The following is a 20,172-nucleotide window of genomic DNA, read 5'->3' on the forward strand; positions in this document are numbered from 1 at the left end:
GCCGACAGCGTGTATCTGCGCGACAAACTGGTTGGTATGAGTTGGTGAATAATCCCGTCGGTTCTCAGTCTCGGCATCGCCTCTTAATTACTTGCATTGCCACCGCTTTTTGCGGCGGCGCAGCTTGGGCTATGGCCGGAATTTTGGGGTTTGGGCATCCTTTGGCTCTTGCAGCCGATATGAAGATGCCGCGCCCAGCAATCGCAAAAGTTGAAGAACCTCAGCAAGATGCATCAACCGTCAAGGTTAATATCGCGCATCAGCGCCTCTTGATCGCGCCGAATTCGCGCCCCGTCGTTGCGGCCAGCTTTGTTGTCGACGGCCAGACTCTGGCTCGTCAATTCGATCTAGCTCTAAAAGGCGATACTGAAACGCCTGACGCGCGCTTTGAAGCCGTCCAGAAAAAAGCCGGCCTGAACTCTAAAAAACTTGCCAGCCTTTTCGCCAAGCCGTCGCCAGCAAAATCCTCGCGCATAGCGGCCAGCGAAGATATGCCCGCTTCCGAGCGCTTTGGCGACAACGCGGATGCCGCGTCAGATAAAGCGCCAGTCATGCTGGCCTATGCGACGCCGGGCGATGATGCCAGCGCTGTTACCGCCTTCTCGGCCTTGCTGTCTGAGGACGCGGATCAGGAAGACGATATGGCCGCCGTGCCGGACGAAGGCGCAGCACCAGACGACGATTCCGCAAACGTATATGACGAAACGCCTTCCGATGGGCCATTGCCACAGCTTCGTCCCAACGTGCAGCTTCCTTTGAAGCCAATGGGCGCGGCCAAGCAGGTCGAGCCTCAGGACGATCAGGAAGAGCAAGCCAAGCCCGCGCCAGAACCCGCAACGAAGCCCCGCTCGCTCGCTTATGCTCGCCCAGATGCGCCAAATCAGCCAGAGCGTGGCTCGCTTGGCCGTTCACTGCGCGATCTTTTCGGCGGCAGCGGCAGCATAAAGGGTGGCGGTGGCGTGGCGGTTTACGATATTAGCGCGGCCAAGGTTTACATGCCGGATGGTTCGGTGCTCGAAGCACATTCCGGCGTTGGCAAAATGGCCGACAATGCGCGCTATGTAAGCGTGAAAATGGGCGGCCCTACCCCGCCTCACACCTATAATCTGAAAATGCGCGAGCGCCTGTTTCACGGCGTAGAGGCCATCCGCATGCTGCCGGTTGACGGCAGGAACAAATACGGCCGCGATGGCTTCCTGACTCACAGCTATTTGTTGCGCGGTGGGCGCGCAGAGTCGCATGGCTGCGTCGCTTTCAAAGATTACAACAAGTTCCTGAAAGCCTTTAAGCAAGGCAAGGTCAGGCAGATCGTCGTTATTCCAAGCGGTGGACGGTCAACCGGCATCCGTATGGCGTCGAACGGCTAGTGATTGCTCTTTCCGGGCGGATCGTGCTCTCTGGAGCACGGTAGGCGAATCCGGGAAAAGAGTATTGAGCAACAATCTTGAGCAGTGCATCGATCAAGGGATAGGTCGCGAGCCCGCCGAACTCGTGCTGAAGAATGGCCGTTTCTTCGATCTCGTTTCAGGTGAGTTGGTGGCGGGCGATGTCGCAATTTGCGGCGACCGCATCGTCGGCACCTGTGACAGCTATCAAGGTAAAACCGAGATAGACGTATCTGGCAAAGTGCTGGTTCCCGGCTTCATAGATACGCATCTCCACATCGAATCCTCGATGGTGACGCCGTTCGAGTTTGACCGCTGTGTGCTGTCGCGCGGAATCACAACTGCCATTTGCGACCCGCACGAGATCGCCAATGTGCTCGGCGCGGAAGGTATTCGCTATTTTCTCGATTGTGCAGACCGCACAATCATGGACGTACGAGTGCAGCTTTCAAGCTGCGTTCCGGCCACTCATCTGGAAACGTCCGGCGCGCGACTCGACATCGAAGACCTGTTGCCGTTTGCCGACCATCCCAAAGTGATCGGGCTTGCGGAGTTCATGAACTATCCGGGTGTGCTGGCCAAGGATCCCACCTGCATAGCCAAGCTGGAGGCTTTTCAGACAGGCCACATTGACGGCCACGCACCCTTGTTGCGCGGCAAGCCGCTCAACGGCTATCTCGCTGCAGGCATTAGCACAGATCACGAAACAACCACAGCAGAAGAAGCACGCGAAAAGCTCACCAAGGGAATGCATATCCTGGTCCGCGAAGGCTCCGTCTCGAAAGACCTCGACAGCCTTCTGCCGATTATCACCGAACGATATTCGCCTTTCATCGCGCTCTGTACCGACGATCGCAATCCGCTCGACATCGCCGAACATGGTCACTTGGATTACATGATCCGCCACGCCATCGCGAATGGCGTCGAACCGCTGGCAATCTATCGCGCGGCAAGTATTTCCGGCGCGCGCGCATTTGGCCTACGTGACCGCGGCCTGATCGCACCGGGTTGGCGCGCCGATATCGTGGTCCTCGACAGTCTTGAGAATTGCCATGCGCAGACCGTTATTTCGGCAGGGCGGATCGTAACAGACGAGCTATTCAATGGCCGCGAAACGGTCGCGCCAGTAGGCCGAAGCAGTGTTTCCATTCGTTCTGTTTCCGCATCCGATTTCATTGCCGCTCCGGCGAACGAGAGTTCTGTCATCGGCGTCATTCCCGGCAAGATCATTACAGAGCATTTGCGGATTGGCCTGCCGCAGGGCAATGGCGAAACACTGATCGACCTCGATCAGGATGTCATCAAGGTCGCCGTTGTGGAACGGCATGGACGAAACGGCAACGTTTCGGTGGGCTTTGTGAAAGGCTTCGGCCTCAAGCGCGGCGCAATCGCCTCAACAGTCGGACACGACTGCCACAACATATGCGTGGTCGGCACAAGCGAGGCCGACATGGCTCGTGCCGTAACCCGTCTCTCTGAAATCGAGGGTGGTTTCGTCGTCGTTGACGAAGGTAAGGTACTTGCCGAAATCGCTCTTCCCGTTGCCGGGCTCATGAGTCTCGAAAGCTATGATTATGTTCGCCAACAATTGGGACCGCTGCGCGCAGCCGCCAAGCAACTCGGAGCGACACTGGAAGAGCCATTCCTGCAGATCGCATTCCTGCCTCTGCCCGTGATCCCCCACCTGAAAATCACGGATCGCGGGCTCGTAGATGTCGATCAGTTCGACTTCGTAACTTAGCTCAATCTTAGGGCCGCGGCGCGGCGGTGGCCTTCCATACCTTCTGTCGCGCTCTGGCGAATGGCGGGCGGTGCAACGGCTTCAACGCCGGGCTTTTCAAGCCATTGATGCGTGCAGACCTTGACGTAGGAACCTACCCAAAGCCCGCCCGTATAGCGCGCCGCGCCCATCGTCGGCAGGGTGTGGTTCGTGCCGCAGCATTTGTCTGAGTACACGACGCTCGCCAATTCTCCGATAAACAGTGAGCCGTAGTTCGAAAGCTTTTTCGCGGTTGCCTGCGGGTCGCGTGTGTGAACTTGCAAATGCTCAGCGGCAATATGATCCGAATAAGCGATCATCGCCGCCTCATCGGCGCAAACAACAATCTCACCATTGCTGCGCCAAGCTGCGCCCGCGACATTCGCCGTGGGCAGCGTTTCGAGTTGGCGCTCCACCTCGACCAGGGTCGCCTCAGCCAGCGCCCGATCAGTGGTTATCAGGCCAACGCGGGTGCGAATGTCATGCTCCGCCTGTGCCAGCAAATCCGTGGCAATCATCGCCGCCTTGCCTGTCTCATCCGCCACAACATAAATTTCGCTCGGCCCAGCGAGCTGGTCGATGCCAACCGGACCGAACACCTGACGCTTGGCCTCGTTTACATAGGCGTTTCCGGGGCCGACAATCTTGTCGACGGCAGGAATCGTTTCCGTTCCAAACGCCATTGCAGCGATGGCCTGCGCCCCGCCCACCCGGAAAATGCGATCCGCACCTGACAGATGGCAGGCAGCAATCATCGCCTCATGCGCTACGGGCGGCAGACATGCAATCACCTCGGCACAGCCAGCAACCTTGGCCGGCACGATTGTCATCACCGGCGCGGACAGAATCGGATAACGACCGCCCGGCACATAGGCACCGACAGTATGGATAGGTATCACGCGATGCCCAAGATGAAGGCCCGGCAGCGCCTCGATCTCAAGCGGAAGCATTGTACCAAGCTGCGCCTCGGCAAAAGCTCGTACGCGACCGATGGCAAACTCCGTGTCCTTGCGCGTCTGCGGGTCCAGCGCGGCAACAGCGGCTTCGCGCTGCGCCATGCTCACTTCAAAGACTTCGAGATCCGACTTGTCGAACTGCTTTGCATAGCGACGCACCGCCGCATCGCCCTCGGCGCGCACATCCGCAACGATCTTCTTAACCGCAGCTTCCACCGCCACAGCGTCGGACGCGGCATCTGCCTCGGGCGCCTTTACATGAACGATCTTGCTTTCAAATCCCGATCCGGTCGCCATTGGATTGCCTTTGCTGATTGATGCGGCCTCGCGCCACTCCAACACTCGTTGAAACCCACTCATGCGGCAATTGCCCAAGGCATCATCGTTCATTATTCTCACCACGGTTTGTGCGGAGAAGACCATGCCAAGAATAGGCGCGAAGCTTAGAGAACTCAGGCGCAGGCGCGATTTGGGCGTGCGTGAACTCGCGACACGATCTGGCGTCTCACACTCTGCAATATCGCTGATTGAGCGAGATCGTATGTCGCCGTCCATCGACACGCTAAGCGCTGTACTCGACGCGCTGGGCACCACCCTGCCCGGATTTTTTTCGGATCTGCAGTCCAGTCTGCCCTATTCGCCATTCTATAAAGCGTCAGAAATGGTGGAAATCGGCAGGCCGGAGACGATTTCTTACCGCGTCATAGGATTGGATCATCCGAACCGGCAGGTCTTGATGCTGCACGAGATCTATCCTGTTGGCGGCGACTCCGGTGACACTTTCACCCACGCCGCGCAAGAAGCGGGCATGGTGACGAAAGGTGCGGTGGAGGTCACTGTTGGCGACCACGTCCAGATACTACGCGAAGGTGACGGCTATTATTTTGACAGCCGGCAACCACATCGCTTTCGAAATGTGCACGACGGAACAAGCGAAATCGTTAGCGCCGTCACACCACCTACTTACTGACCGGTTGAGAATAATCACCACAGGGCGCGAATTGACTGACAGGACCGCTTGTCTGTGATCTTCTGTCATTAATGCGGCGCAAAAAGCCGTGTTTTTGAAGGATAAAAAGGGGAAGGCCAATGAAACTTCTGATATCTTCACTCATCGCCTGTTCAGCCCTGATCGGTGGAACGCTCACCACGCAAGCGCGAGATCTCACCGTCGTGTCGTGGGGCGGAAACTATCAGGATGCACAGAAGAAAATCTATTTCGAGCCATTCGCCAAGGAAACCGGCAAGCCTTTGCTGGATGAAAGCTGGGATGGCGGCTATGGCGTTCTCCAGGCTAAGGTAAAGGCAGGCTCGCCGAACTGGGATGCTGTGCAGGTTGAGTCCGAAGAACTCGCACTTGGCTGCGCTGACGGCATCTACGAACCAATCGACTGGTCGAAGCTTGGCGGCAAGGAAGCATATCTGCCCGCAGCAGTCAGCGATTGTGGCGTTGGCGCCATCGTTTGGTCCACCGGCATTGGCTATGACGGTGACAAGCTGAAGGAAGGGCCGAAATCCTGGGCAGATTTCTGGGATGTGCAGAAGTTTCCCGGTAAGCGCGGCCTTCGCAAAGGCGCAAAATATTCGCTTGAGTTCGCGCTGATGGCTGACGGCGTTGCGCCCGCAGATGTCTACAAGGTGCTTGGAACCCCGGAAGGCGTGGACCGCGCTTTCAAGAAGCTCGATGAGATCAAGCCGCATATGGTCTGGTGGGAAGCGGGCGCGCAGCCGTTGCAGCTCCTGTCCTCCGGCGAAGTGGTTATGACATCGGCCTATAATGGCCGCATCACCGGCATCAATCGTTCCGAGGGCAAGCATTTCAACTTTGTTTTCCCGCAGAGCATCTATGCTATCGATAGCTGGGTGATCCTGAAGGGTAGCGAGAACAAGGACGCCGCGATGGATTTCATCGCTTTCGCGGGGAAACCTGAAAACCAGTCGAAGCTCCCGGAATATGTCGCCTATGGTCTGCCGAATCTCGAGGCAGCCAAAATGGTCGATGCGAAATTCCAACCTGAGCTTCCGACCACTCCGGCCAATCTGGAAAACGCCATTCCGCTTAATGCCGATTTCTGGACGGACAACTCAGAAGAGCTGACGCAGCGCTTCAACGCGTGGCTCGCACAGTAGGGTCGCCTAACAATAGCGGAACGTCGTTTGCGCGACGTTCCGCTGATTTTTCTGGCGCTGCGCCAAATGCGCGCTAACCTGTATTTCTCCTGACAGGATTTCTGCGGCGGCATTGATGCAAGACCCATTCATTAGTTTTGAAAAAGTCAGCAAGTCTTTCGGAACGTTCAACGTTGTTGACGAGCTGTATCTATCCATCAGTAGGGGCGAGTTCGTCAGCATGCTGGGGCCATCAGGTTCTGGCAAGACGACGATCCTGATGATGCTTGCCGGCTTCGAAAAGCCCACCTCCGGCAAGATTTTCGTCGGCGGTCGGCAGGTCGACGCGCTACCGCCTCACAAGCGAAACATGGGCGTCGTTTTCCAGAACTACGCTCTCTTTCCTCATATGAGCGTTGCAGAGAACGTTGGCTTCCCACTGAAAATGCGCCGAATGCCACGCGCCGAAGCTGACGGGCGTATCAAGCGCGCGCTGGACATGGTGCAGCTTGGCACAATGAGCGAGCGCAGGCCATCGCAACTATCTGGTGGACAGCAGCAGCGTGTGGCGCTCGCGCGCGCACTGGTTTTCGAACCGGAAGTCGTGCTCATGGATGAACCATTGGGTGCGCTGGACAAGAAGTTGCGCGAACAGATGCAACTCGACATACGCGAGTTGCACCGCAGGCTCGGCCTCACGATCATTTTCGTGACACATGACCAGGGCGAAGCGCTGACGATGTCCGACCGCATCGCCGTTTTCAATCACGGCAAGATCGAGCAGATCGGAAAACCCTCGGAGATTTACGATCACCCGACGACGCGCTTCGTTGCGGAATTTGTTGGTGAAACAAACCTCATCATGGGGACGATCAAACAATCAGGCGATGGTCGCGCAATAATCCAGCTGCCAAGTGGAAGCACACTTGAAGCGAGCGCGCCCAACTTGAATGCCGGCACGCAGGTGAGCCTGTCTATTCGGCCTGAGCGCATCCGTTCCGGCAAAGCTCAAGCTCCCGCCAATATTCTCAGCGGAACTGTCCGAGACGTAGTCTATCACGGCGACCATCTACAACTGCTTCTGGATGCTGATGGCCACCAATTGCTGGTGCGCTCAGACCGCGCCGTCAAGGCACCGGAAGCTGGCCAGAAGATGGATTTCAGCTTCGCGCCAGAAGATTGCTGGGTTGTCGCTCAATGAAGGACGATCGCAAGCGTAGCTGGCTTGTCTCGCTCGCGCTCGTCGCGCCGCTGGTCCTGTTTCTGGTCTTCTTCTTCGCTGCACCGCTTTACACAATGGTTTCGGCAGCAATTTCAGATCCAATTGGCGCGCGTGCATTGCCGCATACAAGCGCGATCATAGAACGTTGGGATGGTACATCTCCACCTTCGCCTGAAATGCAAACGGCGTTTGCAGAAGATCTCCGCGCCATAGATGATGACCAATTGTTCGGCGATCTCGTCCGACGGTTGAATAGCGCCAAATCAGGCTTTCGCACCCTGATGCCGAAAACGCGCAACGCGGTAAAAGCGGACCCCGCTGCGAATGATCTGGTTGCTATAGACGAGCGGTGGTCGGACCCTGCTTTCTGGCAACCGGTAAAGACCGCGACCGCTTCCACCATCACAGACCGCAACTTGCTTGCGGCAGTCGATCTGGAGCGCTCCACCGCAGGTGATATTCAGGAAATGCCCGAAGGCAGTTCGGCCAACCGTGCAACCCTGATCCGTACATTTGTGGTGTCGCTCAGCGTGACTTTGGCTTGCCTACTGATTGGCCTGCCCTACGCGATGATCGCCGCATCGGTTGACGGCTGGAAACGCCAGCTTTTGCTCGGCGCTGTGTTACTTCCGCTCTGGACATCGCTGCTCGTGCGCACCGCCGCGTGGTTCATTCTGTTGCAGGACAACGGCCTCATAAATTCGAGCCTGACAGCGCTCGGGTTAATCAACAGCCCCCTGCCACTCATTTTCAACCGCGCGGGCGTAATCATCGCCATGACACATGTGCTGCTGCCTTTCATGGTGCTACCGATCTTCAGCGTTCTGATTGGCATACCGAAGAACCTGATGCCCGCCGCCGCATCTCTTGGCGCGCCACCGTTGCGCGCTTTCTGGAACGTACTGCTACCAATGTCGACACGCGGCATCGTCTCCGGCTCGCTGCTCGTTTTCATGAGTGCGCTCGGCTACTACATCACCCCTGCCCTGATCGGCGGCGCGCGTGACCAGATGATCAGCTCCGTAATCGCCTACTATGCAACCGGCGCAGCAAACTGGGGCATGGCGGGTGCGCTTGGCCTCGTACTGCTCGTGGCAACGCTCATTCTATACACCGTCTATCTGCGGCTCTCTGGAGAGGAGCAAGCCAAGCGATGAACGGCCTCAACGTTGCAAAAGTCGTTTTTGGCGCAGCGATCATGTTTTTCCTGCTCGCGCCACTGATCGCAATCCTGCCGCTCTCTTTCACAGACAGCGTGTTCCTAAACTACCCAATTCCAGCCTATTCAACACGCTGGTTCAACGAGCTTGTAACCGCTGACGTTTGGCGCCGTTCGATCGTGAACAGTCTGATTATCGGCTCAGGAACAACGGCCCTGGCAACGGTTCTAGGAACTCTCGGCGCGCTCGGGCTGCGAAACCACGCTTCTTTCTGGTCACTGTCATTCATCCGCACAGCCTTCCTTCTGCCGATGGTCGTACCGGCGGTCGTGCTCGGTGTCGGCATGCAGTTGATGTTCGCCCGCTACAATCTCACGAACTCTTATCTCGGCGTCATCATCGCTCACACGGTGCTTGCCGTGCCGTTTGTGGTGATCAACGTTTTGTCCGTGTTGCAAGCGATTGATCCCCGGCTTGAGCAAGCCGCCGCCAGCCTCGGCGCACATCCCGTTACAGTACTCGCGCGCGTAACGCTGCCGCTTGCCCTGCCCGGCATCATCTCAGGCGCGGTTTTCGCTTTCGCGACCTCGCTCGATGAAGTCGTGCTAACCCTGTTCGTAGCAGGACCAAATCAGCGCACTTTGGCACGACAAATGTTCTCTTCAATCCGTGAGAATATCAGCCCCGCAATTGCCGCTGCCGCATTCGTATTCATTGTAGGTACGATATTCGTCGCGCTGATCCTGATACTTTCGCGCAAATCGCTCGCACGCCGATAACGCAATTCAGCGATTGAGCATCTGCACAGCCATTTCATGGCCATGGCTCGCTGCAGCAGTCAGCCATTTCCGGCTTTCGCCTGTGTCCTTGGGCAGTGGGCCACCCGTGTCATAAAGTACGCCCAACGCGTACATCGCGCTCGGGTGCCCCGCCTTAGCTGCCTGCGTAAATAGCTGGACCGCCATGTCCGGCATCGGTGATCCACCATCGCCGTTCAATAGCATCTCGGCAAGCGCAACGCGTGCGTCCGGAACCCCAGCGGCAGCAGCGCGTGCGAACCAAATTCGCGCCTCCCGCAAATCGACTGGAACGCCCCGGCCATCCTGCAAGATGCGTCCATACATATACTGCGCTTCAGCAACTTCTTCTGCCGCACGGCGAACCCATTGCGCGGCCTTGCGGTCATCTTGCTGAACGCCGACACCCTTTGCAAAACAGAGCCCAAGATTGAATGCAGCAACAAAATCGCCGCCTTGAGCCGCATCTCGGAACCAGCCTGGAACAGCCTCGGCTTCTTGCGCGCGATCTGGATCCTTCATCACCAGATTTGCGAGATCGGCCCCCGCATCTAGATTTCCGCCGTCTGCTGCGACACGCAACAAGCGCTCAGCCTCGGCACGGTCTTCCATCACGCCATAGCCGGTGAGATAGAGCGAGGCCAGCTGTCTTGAAGCCGCCGCATAGCCCGCGTCGATGGCGCGTTGATACCAGGTTGCCGCCTCCTTGAAGTCTGGCGGCTGCGCCTTTGTGAAATAGTCCCCCAGATAACTCGCAGCCTCGCCAACACCTCCCAGCGCGCCACGCCTTAGCCAAGCAACACCTTCGGCTTCGTCAGTCTGTCCAAACCGACCTTCAACAAGACCAGTTCCCAAGCGAAACTGTGCGGACGGCAGGCCTTGCTCCGCAGCCTCTCGATAAAGTTTTGCAGCTGCTTCCACGTCAACCAGCGTGCCAATTCCCTGTTCACTCACAACAGCAAGGATATATGTCGCAGTCGGTAGACCGGACTCGGAGGCGCTTTTCAACTCCGTCATCATCCGCGCTTTTTCAGCCGGATCGCCATTACGCTGAGCGAGCAAAAGTGCCAGTCCAAGACTGCCTTCCGCACATCCCGCCTCAGCCGATTTGAGATACCATTTGTAAGCTTCATCAAGGTTTCGCAACGAGGGCGGCCCAACAGTCAAGATATAGGCGAGCAACGCCTGCCCATTGGCTGAGCCACCTTGCGCAGATTTCACAGCCAGTTCATGCGCCTTAACAAAATCAGGGTCGCCTGTGGCGTCCTGTTCAAACAATAGATCCGAATGCGAATTTCCGCTCTCGTCAGCCTGCAAATTGAGGCCGGTCATATAAAGGCCAGCAAGCAAAGCCTGCGCCTGCGCGTTGCCCTTGTCAGATGCGCGACCCAGCCAACGCGCCGCTTCAGCACGGCTGGGTGGCACGCCGTCGCCGTCCAGATAGCATTGAGCAATACGAAGTTCGGCCTCGGGAACGCCTGCCCGCGCCGCCGCCGCAATCATGGCAAACGCTTCCGCAGGCTTGTTTGCCTCCGCAAGCTCAAGTCCCCGCCGCAGCGCGCGGGCAGGCATTAGTTTTGTCGCAATCTTGTCTAGGACAGCCATGTTACGGCTCCCGCATTGCTTCCCGTCCGATGGGAAGGATGCGGCCAAGCAGATAAGAAATGATCGTCTGTTGACCCACCTTCACATCCGCCGTCACCGGCATGCCCGGAACTATAGCAAAATCATTGGGAACGTCATGCAACGCGACCTGATCGATCGTAATTCTCGCGCGATAGAACGGCTCTGTTTCTGAAGGAAGCATCGCCATTGAACTATTGCGGTCTCGCGCCTGATCCTGCGCAGAGAAAGAATCGGGGCTGACAATGCGAACGGTGCCATGCGCCATTCCGTATTGCGCATAGGGGAACGTATCGAACTTGATGGCAACCGGATCGCCGGTATGAATGAAGCCGCTCGTCCTACCAACAACGTTCGATTCAATCTCTAGGCCGCCATTGAGCGGAACCAGCGTAATCAACCTATCACCAGATTGCAGGACCGAACCGACGGACACGCGCGCAACGGATTGCACGATCGCATCGGACTCGCTTTTCAACTGCACCATCTGCTTGCGCAGCTTCGCTTTGGACAATAGCTCGCGCGCGTCTATAAGCCGGGCACTGGCCTCCGAAAGCGATTGGGACACATCCGCGCGCCAACTCTGGATATATCCGTCGCGCTCAGCAGTTACAGCGCCTTGCTGTCGCCGTGCTGCCTCGGCGGTTTGCTGCGCATTGGCCAGCGAGCGCGACATTTCTGCGCTGTTGTCCTCAGCAAGCAGCGAATTCAGCTTGCTGCCAACCTGGCTGGCCTCAAGCTTCTTGCGCATTTGTGAAATTGATTCCGCCACATCAAGGCGACGGCGATATCCATCCGCGTCAGACTGAGAACGCGCAATCACCGAACTTAGTTCGTCGCGCTGTCGGTTGTAATTTTCGACCTTGGCATCAAGAACTGCTTTGCGCTGCTCATAGATCGACGCTTGCAAAGTCCACGCTGGATCAAGACCAGAATATTTGAACTGCTGCCCGGTTGCTTCTGCCTTGAGGCGCGAAACCTCCGCATCCAGCGACGTGACCTGATTTGTAAGCGCACTAAGATCAGCCGATGCAAACGTTCCATCAAGCTGGGCCAGCACCTGTCCTGCTTGGACACGATCACCTTCATGCACCATGATCGAGCGGATGATTGCCGTCTCCAGCGGTTGCACAAGAATGTTCGGTGATTTTGATACAACAAGGCCGCGCGTCGTCACAACCTGATCAACCGGCAGAACAGCCGACAATGCAATCGCAACAGCGACAAAACTCGAAACGACCCAGATTGTGCCTCTCGCCGATCTTGGTATCGGTGTGTTGATGACTGCTGCCGAAGGCCACTGAAATTCCAGTAGCGCTGGCGTGGTCGGATCTTTCCGCTTGGCACCAGAGGGTCGAAACTTTTCAAGGGTTGCGCTTGCGCTAGTCATGGCACATCCCTCACGTCAAACGCGGTGCAATAGCGATAGGACGCGGTCCGCGGTTTTCCGTCGGACGATTCTGCTGGAACCACAACTGCCTGTAGAGAGCACAGCGCTCCAGCAATACCGCGTGGCTCGCAACATCAACAACCTTGCCCTGATCCAGCACGAGAATCTGATCGCAATCAGTCAGCGAAGCAAGCCTGTGCGAAACGATAATCATCGTACGCCCGGCAGCGATCCGCTGCAAATTAGCACTGACAATCGCCTCGCTTTCAGGGTCGAGCGCACTTGTCGCCTCATCGAGAATAAGCAGGCTCGGATTGTGAATAAGCGCGCGCGCAATTGCCAGCCGCTGCCGCTGCCCCCCTGAAAGGTTCGGCGAACCCTCTTCGACATAGGTGTCGAAACCGTGCGGCATGCGCTCGACAAACTCTTCCGCCCCAGCAAGCTGCGCCGCACGCATGGCATCTGCAAGCGTAAGTCCCGCGCGGCCCGCGATAATGTTGTCCTTGATCGATCCGCGAAACAGGAAATTGTCCTGTAACACGATGCCCATGCCCTGCCGCAGATGGCGCAGGTTGATCTCCTTGAGGTCGACACCATCGACTTTGAGGAAGCCCGTATAGTCGCGGTTGATACCCTGGAGAAGTCGAGCAATGGTGGACTTGCCGGACCCGCTGCGCCCCACAATGCCGAACATCGTTCCGGCCGGAACATCGAAGCTTACTCCATCAAGCGCAGGTGTTTTCGCGCCCGAATAGCTGAAAGACAGATTGTTGAAGCTGACATCCCCGAACAGGTCAGGGCGCACGCCGGCAGAATTTGCCGCGCTTTCAAGTGGCTGGTTCAACACCGAAGCCGCTTCTGAAACAGCCGCACCCACTTCTTCATAATCTTCAACCAATCGCGCAAGATTGACGAGCGGCTGCGCAACACGCTGCGCAAGCATCATGAAAGCAAACAGCCCACCAACCATGTATCCCGTGGTGTCGTTCAGCGCGAGATATGCGCCAAACAGCATGGTTCCCAGAACCATTGTGCGCTCGAGCGGCGTTACCAAAGTCTGCGGCCAACTCGCAAGCTGCCCAAATGCGAGACGCGCATTGCCTGCATTTGCAACGCGCTCGTCCCAAAGCGCCTCACGCTGAGGCTCAAGGCCAAGCGCTTTGACGGTCTTGATCCCAACAACCGTTTCGCTCATCGCTGCGGATTTCATCGTCTCCGCCTCGACAACCCGCTGATAGGATTTTCTCAGCGGCGGCAGGAAGGCGATGATTATCAACACGATAAGCACCGAACAAACGACCACGATCCAGGCCAGCGTCGAATTCACAATGAACATCACCGGCAGCAGCACACATAGCGTTATCAGGTCGAGAAACGTACTTAGCAGCTTGCCAGTCAGGAATTCGCGAATGCGATAGACCTGCGCCAGATGATACATGGTTTCACCCGCCGGATGTTTCTCGAAGTAATCCAGCGGCAGCCTCAGCAATCGGCTGAAAACATGCAGATTCAGCTTGGTATCGATACGGGCGCCGACGACATTCACAATCAAACGGCGCGCATGACCAAGCAAGGTTTCATAGAGAAATGCCGTAGCAACAATCGCTGAAAGCAGGATCAGCGTCGGTACGCTGTTGAACTGCAGCACCTTGTTGACGACCGTCATGACGATCAGCGGAGGCAAAACGGTCAGCACGCTCAGTGCGATTGACGCTATCGCAATGTCGCGAAGCGGCTTGGCTTCGATACGCACAAGTGTCGCAAGCCAGCCGAGCGTGAAGGGTGCATCCGCAACTTGCAGCGAACGCGCAGCTCGCAGCAGCACCACCTCCCCGTTCCAGGCATTCGTCAAGCGAAGTTCGTCTATCGCCCGCGCTTCAGCACCTTCCGGATCGTTTGCGCTCTTGAGAAAGACGACATTGCGATCCGCATCCGAACCTATCAGAAGCACCGCGCCGCCATCTTTGAGCAAAAGCACGATTGGGCCCGGTGCCTGCAGCTTGATAAGATGAGACCAGTTCACGCGTACGGCGCGCGCCCACATGCCGCCGCGCCGCGCCCATTCAGCAAGAGCTGCCGCGTTTGGTGTCTGCTCGCGACAATCACGCGTGTCCAGTTCTATGCCATGAAAGCGTGCAGCGACCTGAATCGCTTTTATGCGCGCAGGAAGGGTCTCAGTTGGTCCGTGATGCCCATCACCGCCCTTGGCTGATCGCTCGGACCCACCGGCAACAGCCGCCAGCTTCGTCGAAACATCACGCCGATTTTCCGGCTGGCCGATGTTGCTATCAGGAGATGCCTGCACCGTAGCTCGCCCTATTCCGATTCAAATGTGTTCAAAGCGCGGATAGGAAAAACCCATCCGCGCTTTGTAATTCAGACCTCAGACGATCCCAGATCAGTCATGCGTCTTCCAGATATCCTTCATGGATGACTTGAACTGATTATGATCGTTGTTGCCATAGCCTGCCACCTTCTTGGACTGATCGATACCCTGATCTCTGCCGGCAGACGAATGACGACCATCATCATCGCCCAACCCTCTGAAGGACTTCAGCATACCTAGCAGATCAGCCTTCACCGCGCTCGCCACCATTTGGACCAGACGGCTTAAGTTGAACTGACTACCAAATGCGCCGTCCCCTCCGAAGGATCTCAGGAAGTTATCAGGATCCTTGAGACCAAGCGACTTGGGCGAAATCGATCCGCAGTCGTCCTTGCCGCCATGGTGTCCATGGTGACCATGATGACCCGATCCTGTTCCTCCAGTTGCTCCGGTAGCGCCTGTCGAGCCTGTCGGTCCCGTTGAACCGGTCGAACCCGTCGGGCCGGTGGCACCTGTTGAGCCTGTTGGCCCTGTGGAGCCAGTCGAACCCGTCGACCCCGTCGGTCCAGTCGCACCGGTCGAACCTGTTGGTCCCGTGGCACCCGTCGAACCAGTTGGTCCTGTTGCGCCGGTCGAACCCGTCGATCCTGTTGGCCCTGTGGATCCAGTCGAACCTGTTGGTCCCGTGGCACCCGTCGAACCGGTAGCACCTGGATCACCTGTCGCTCCGGTGGCACCCGTGTCACCAGTTGCGCCGGTGGCACCCGTGTCACCCGTTGCGCCGGTAGCACCTGTATCACCAGTCGCGCCAGTTGCACCCGTGTCACCCGTTGCGCCGGTGGCACCCGTGTCACCCGTTGCGCCGGTGGCACCCGTGTCACCCGTTGCGCCGGTAGCACCCGTGTCACCCGTTGCGCCGGTAGCACCCGTGTCGCCCGTTGCGCCGGTAGCACCCGTGTCACCCGTTGCGCCGGTAGCACCCGTGTCACCAGTTGCGCCGGTAGCACCCGTGTCACCAGTTGCGCCGGTAGCACCCGTGTCACCAGTTGCGCCGGTAGCACCCGTGTCGCCCGTTGCGCCGGTAGCACCCGTGTCACCAGTTGCGCCGGTAGCACCCGTATCGCCCGTTGCGCCGGTAGCACCCGTATCGCCCGTTGCGCCGGTAGCACCCGTACCGCCGGTAGCACCCGTGTCACCAGTTGCGCCGGTGGCACCCATGTCACCAGTCGCGCCGGTAGCACCCGTACCGCCAGTCGCGCCGGTAGCACCCGTACCGCCGGTTGCACCGGTATCGCCCGTGGCACCCGTACCGCCGGTAGCTCCCGTGTCACCAGTTGCGCCGGTGGCACCCGTACCGCCAGTTGCGCCGGTAGCACCTGTATCACCCGTTGCGCCGGTTGCACCCGTACCGCCGGTTGCACCCGTATCACCCGTTGCGCCGGTGGCACCCGTATCGCCCGTGGCACCCGTACCGCCAGTCGCGCCGGTATCACCCGTTGCGCCGGTGGCACCCGTACCGCCGGTGGCACCGGTATCACCCGTTGCGCCGGTATCGCCCGTAGCACCCGTACCGCCAGTCGCGCCGGTGGCACCTGTATCGCCCGTGGCACCCGTACCGCCGGTTGCACCGGTGGCACCTGTATCGCCCGTGGCACCCGTACCGCCAGTCGCGCCGGTGGCACCTGTATCGCCTGTGGCACCCGTACCGCCAGTCGCGCCGGTGGCACCTGTATCGCCCGTGGCACCCGTACCGCCAGTCGCGCCGGTGGCACCCGTACCGCCGGTTGCACCGGTGGCACCTGTATCGCCCGTGGCACCCGTACCGCCCGTGGCACCCGTACCGCCAGTCGCGCCGGTGGCACCTGTATCGCCCGTGGCACCCGTACCGCCAGTCGCACCCGTACCGCCGGTTGCACCGGTATCACCCGTTGCGCCGGTGGCACCGGTATCACCCGTTGCGCCGGTATCGCCCGTGGCACCCGTACCGCCAGTCGCGCCGGTGGCACCTGTATCACCAGTCGCGCCGGTGGCACCTGTATCACCAGTCGCGCCCGTGGCACCCGTACCGCCGGTGGCACCTGTACCGCCGGTTGCGCCGGTGTCACCTGTGGCACCCGTACCGCCGGTTGCACCGGTGTCACCTGTTGCGCCGGTACCGCCAGTCGCACCCGTACCGCCGGTTGCACCCGTGGCTCCTGTTGCACCCGTGCCGCCAGTTGCGCCTGTACCGCCGGTGCCGCCAGTTGCGCCTGTACCGCCAGTTGCACCGGTGCCACCTGTAGCGCCGGTGGCCCCTGTCGCACCGGTGGCCCCTGTCGCACCGGTAGCGCCCGTAGCTCCAACGCCGTTTGTCAGAAGAACCGCTTCACCGTCTTCGTTGGCGCCATCCCCATCAGGATTCGTACTGCGAACCCAGAGTGTGGCAGTCGAATCAAAGGTGATGTTGCTGTCGATGTCATTGGTCGACCAGACCTGCAGTTCGCCATCAAAATCAAGAGCGCCCGTCTCGAGAGTAAGCGTTTCAGTATCAGTATAGTTGATCGGAACGTATAGCTGATGCGCAAAATTCGTTCCAATATTTTGGCTTACTGTAAACTCGCCAATGATAGTTGGCTGACCGTTTATGCGCGTGACGATGTAGTAAAAGCCATCCCAGTCATTATTGTTATTAGATGGAACCGTTACCGTCACATAATTCGGAGCGAGGACACCCGCATAGCTCGCAATACCTTCCGAGGTCAGCGGTGCTTTTGCTGCGGTAATGTCCCAGGAACCGCCTTTGTCGCTCGCGCCCACAAGGCGTTCTGAAGCAGCGACCGAAACTCCGGCTGCGCTCGACAGCGCCGAGATGAAGTCTCTACCTTCCGAGCCCGCACCCGTTTCGCAGCTCCACAGCACGATCTTGCCATCGGCGTTCAAAGCGCGACCCAACTGCGAAACACTATCCTGATGCTTGCTCAAATTGGCCTGTGAAATCGCGCCGGTTCCGAAGCTCACCTCGCCTGGTCGACCATGCGCAATAATATGGATCGCATCCAGATCCTGTCTGCCTTCCAGCAAACGCGCGATTTCCGCGAGTGCCGGTTCGGCGCCCGAAAGCAAAATCGGCTCAACGTCCGAACGCATTCCGGCAACGAGCACCGGAACGTCTGAAACTGCGGAATCAATAAATAGAATTTCTTTGGCGCGAAGCATGGGAGGGGTTCCATCGCACGAGAGTGAAGTTGAAGGTTGGGACTGGGCAAAATGTGGGGCTGCAGACATGGTCATGCGCCCCGCTTCAGTTTCATATGTTCTGCCATCACCAGCGTTCCCGGTGTGCCGAGAATGATCGACGTAGCCGGATCGAATTGGAAATCTTGAGCAGATGCATTCTTTGAGAACAAAGCAATTGTGCCGGCCACATCCAACATGTCGGCATCGCCAACAACGATGAAAGGACCGGGCTCAGAAACCGTGACGGGTATTCTGCCCGCAAACGGGCTCTTCGGAATATTGAATTCGCCGATTATCTTTTTGATGCCACCAACATTGGCGACGAGCTGATATCTGTTTGGCGGAGCAGACGAAGGCCAGCAGACAGTTATGTAGCCATTTCTTGAATTTGCGTTGGCTACGCTTAGACCTGACGCACCACCGCCGCTTGGTGCTTGACCTATTGCCATGCTTTCCTCCCGTGCTGAACCGCCGCAAGCCTGAGCGGAAGTTGAGGATAGAAAAAATGCCAACAGGCAAAACAACGTACAGCAAAAGACTCTCGCGCCCTGAAAGGGCGCGCGACAACTTGCGCAGACGATGATGTTTCTTCCTCCCCGAGGCCGCTTGGCCCGTGCTACCTACTTCGGCAAACATATAAAAAGTTGCACGAATCGTGGGCATCGCAAACTAGAAGATGTATACTTCCTTAAGCGTAAAGCCTACTCCATTTGGCTGATGCTTTTTGAAAAAAATCAAAAATATCAAAAGCTTGCAGGAGTGCGTCTATTTTGCCCTCATTCACGGTTTTTTCATCATTCATGATGTGGACAGATTCATCGGAAGGCCAAAATCAGGCCTCGATTGACTCGACGCAGAAGGTTGGGAACTCTGCGCGCTGACAATCGTTTGGCGGGGCGGCGATGAGCACCATCGGTCTGAATATGATCGTGAAGAACGAGGCGAAGATAATTCTCAATTGTCTCGCCAGCGTTCGCTCGCTGGTGGATTATGTTCTGATCGTCGACACGGGTTCGACGGATGGCACACAAGATCTGATAAGGAATTTCCTTCAGCAGGCTGGCATCGCAGGCAAGGTGATAGAAGAGCCTTGGCGCAATTTTGCCGACAACCGAACGTCCGCACTCAATGCTTTGAGACAGATCTCAGGCGTGGATTATACGCTCTTGATGGACGCAGATGACCTTCTTGTTCTGGAGCCGGATTTCGATCCAAAATCGTTCAAGTCATCGCTCTCGGCGGATATTTACGATCTGAAGATCGTGCACGGCGATATATATTTCTTTCGCCCTGCACTCTTCCGCAACGCGTTGAATTTTTCGTTCAAAGCCGTGCTGCATGAATATCTGGAAGCTCCACCGGAAGCGAAGTCGCGACAGACCGCAAATGGCATTTACATCAAAACCACGGCTGGAGGCGCGCGAAGCGCCAACCCCGACAAATATAAAGACGACGCCAAGCTGCTGGAAAATGCGCTGGAAACAGAGACGGATCCCTTTCTCATATCGCGCTACACTTTCTATCTCGCTCAAAGCTACCGCGATTGCGGGGAGCGCGAACTGGCTTTGAAAAACTATCTCCGTCGCGCGGAGATGGGATATTGGGATCAGGAAGTGTATGTCAGCCGATGGGAGGCAGCCAATCTGATGGCCGCGCTTGGCCGACCATTCGATGACGTCGTAGCCGCCTATGAAACCGCTATAAAGATCGTACCCGAACGAGCCGAAGCATTCCATTCGGCTAGCCGGTACTGCCGCAATCAGCGGCACTTCAAAAAGGGCTTCGAATTCGCAAAGCGCGCGCTAGGGTTCCAGCAGCCCGCCGGGCTTTTCGTCCAACCTTGGGTCTACGACTACGCCCTGCTCGACGAGTATGCCGTGAATGGATATTGGGCCGACTCGTACTACGAGTCGCTCGACGCGTGCCTAAAACTACTTGAAAGTGATAAAACGCCCCAAGACATGCGCAAGCGCGTTGCCGCGAACGCGCGCTTTGCTTTTGAAAAGCTTCCAAAGCCATAAAGCAGCATCAGGCCCGGATTTTGGTCCGAGCCTGATGCAACGTTCTGCGCGAATTGCGCGTCCAGATTAGAAACGAGCAGCGGCAAGCTCCGCCGGGAACATCTCATTGATCTTACAGGCAACCTCGGTACGATTCGTCGCCTTGAGCTTGCGCATGATGTTGCGGATGTGAACCTTGACGGTGCTTTCACGCAGGTTCAGTTCATAG

The 20,172-nt window shown here is 57.6% G+C and carries 15 protein-coding genes; 8 read left to right on the forward strand and 7 right to left on the reverse strand.

Going from position 1 to position 20,172, the window contains the following annotated elements:
• The first annotated feature begins 185 nt into the window (after positions 1-185).
• Together DY251_RS08465 and ade are read left to right on the forward strand one after the other, a co-directional pair.
• The gene (locus DY251_RS08465; RefSeq protein ID WP_245415898.1) at positions 186-1,367 is read left to right on the forward strand and encodes a DUF2778 domain-containing protein; all 1,182 of its coding nucleotides are present in this window, start codon (positions 186-188) and stop codon (positions 1,365-1,367) included.
• 64 nt (positions 1,368-1,431) lie between these two features.
• Positions 1,432-3,126, forward strand: coding sequence for an adenine deaminase (gene ade, locus DY251_RS08470; RefSeq protein WP_116623429.1), 1,695 nt, complete (start codon positions 1,432-1,434; stop codon positions 3,124-3,126).
• Here ade and hisD read toward each other — a convergent pair.
• On the reverse strand, positions 3,123-4,397 hold the full coding sequence (gene hisD, locus DY251_RS08475) for a histidinol dehydrogenase (RefSeq protein ID WP_116623475.1): 1,275 nt from the start codon (positions 4,395-4,397) through the stop codon (positions 3,123-3,125). The genes ade and hisD overlap by 4 nt on opposite strands.
• Before the next feature lie 124 nt (positions 4,398-4,521).
• Here hisD and DY251_RS08480 point away from each other — a divergent pair, with 124 nt between their 5' ends.
• The 5 genes from DY251_RS08480 (at position 4,522) to DY251_RS08500 (ending at position 9,370) form a co-directional block, all read left to right on the forward strand.
• A complete protein-coding gene (locus DY251_RS08480; RefSeq protein ID WP_116623476.1) occupies positions 4,522-5,070 on the forward strand; it encodes a cupin domain-containing protein in 549 nt (182 codons plus the stop codon).
• A gap of 119 nt (positions 5,071-5,189) precedes the next feature.
• A complete protein-coding gene (locus DY251_RS08485) occupies positions 5,190-6,230 on the forward strand; it encodes an ABC transporter substrate-binding protein (RefSeq protein ID WP_116623430.1) in 1,041 nt (346 codons plus the stop codon).
• 115 nt (positions 6,231-6,345) lie between these two features.
• Positions 6,346-7,410: an ABC transporter ATP-binding protein gene (locus DY251_RS08490; protein WP_116623431.1), complete on the forward strand. Its 1,065-nt coding sequence runs from the start codon at positions 6,346-6,348 to the stop codon at positions 7,408-7,410.
• The gene (locus tag DY251_RS08495) at positions 7,407-8,588 is read left to right on the forward strand and encodes an ABC transporter permease (RefSeq protein WP_116623432.1); all 1,182 of its coding nucleotides are present in this window, start codon (positions 7,407-7,409) and stop codon (positions 8,586-8,588) included. Before DY251_RS08490 ends, DY251_RS08495 begins: the two co-directional genes overlap by 4 nt.
• The gene (locus DY251_RS08500) at positions 8,585-9,370 is read left to right on the forward strand and encodes an ABC transporter permease (protein ID WP_116623433.1); all 786 of its coding nucleotides are present in this window, start codon (positions 8,585-8,587) and stop codon (positions 9,368-9,370) included. The genes DY251_RS08495 and DY251_RS08500 overlap by 4 nt, the downstream gene beginning before the upstream one ends.
• Before the next feature lie 6 nt (positions 9,371-9,376).
• On the opposite strand, the gene DY251_RS08505 is transcribed toward DY251_RS08500, so the two are convergent.
• The 5 genes from DY251_RS08505 to DY251_RS08525 form a co-directional block, all read right to left on the reverse strand.
• A complete protein-coding gene (locus DY251_RS08505; protein WP_116623434.1) occupies positions 9,377-10,993 on the reverse strand; it encodes a tetratricopeptide repeat protein in 1,617 nt (538 codons plus the stop codon).
• A 1-nt stretch (position 10,994) separates the two neighbouring features.
• A complete protein-coding gene (locus tag DY251_RS08510; protein WP_116623435.1) occupies positions 10,995-12,401 on the reverse strand; it encodes an HlyD family type I secretion periplasmic adaptor subunit in 1,407 nt (468 codons plus the stop codon).
• A gap of 10 nt (positions 12,402-12,411) precedes the next feature.
• On the reverse strand, positions 12,412-14,706 hold the full coding sequence (locus tag DY251_RS08515) for a peptidase domain-containing ABC transporter (RefSeq protein ID WP_245415899.1): 2,295 nt from the start codon (positions 14,704-14,706) through the stop codon (positions 12,412-12,414).
• Between the two features lie 93 nt (positions 14,707-14,799).
• Positions 14,800-17,922: a DUF4347 domain-containing protein gene (locus DY251_RS21625; RefSeq protein ID WP_245415900.1), complete on the reverse strand. Its 3,123-nt coding sequence runs from the start codon at positions 17,920-17,922 to the stop codon at positions 14,800-14,802.
• A 71-nt stretch (positions 17,923-17,993) separates the two neighbouring features.
• A complete protein-coding gene (locus tag DY251_RS08525; RefSeq protein ID WP_116623437.1) occupies positions 17,994-18,392 on the reverse strand; it encodes a hypothetical protein in 399 nt (132 codons plus the stop codon).
• 453 nt (positions 18,393-18,845) lie between these two features.
• On the opposite strand from DY251_RS08525, the gene DY251_RS08530 reads away from it, so the two are divergent.
• Positions 18,846-19,964, forward strand: coding sequence for a glycosyltransferase (locus DY251_RS08530; RefSeq protein WP_116623438.1), 1,119 nt, complete (start codon positions 18,846-18,848; stop codon positions 19,962-19,964).
• A 66-nt stretch (positions 19,965-20,030) separates the two neighbouring features.
• On the opposite strand, the gene DY251_RS08535 is transcribed toward DY251_RS08530, so the two are convergent.
• Positions 20,031-20,172, reverse strand: a 142-nt coding sequence (locus tag DY251_RS08535; protein WP_147307423.1) for a LuxR C-terminal-related transcriptional regulator, incomplete at its 5' end; no start/stop codon positions are given.

Source organism: Mesorhizobium denitrificans (assembly GCF_003403035.1).
GTDB lineage: Bacteria > Pseudomonadota > Alphaproteobacteria > Rhizobiales > Rhizobiaceae > Mesorhizobium_G > Mesorhizobium_G denitrificans.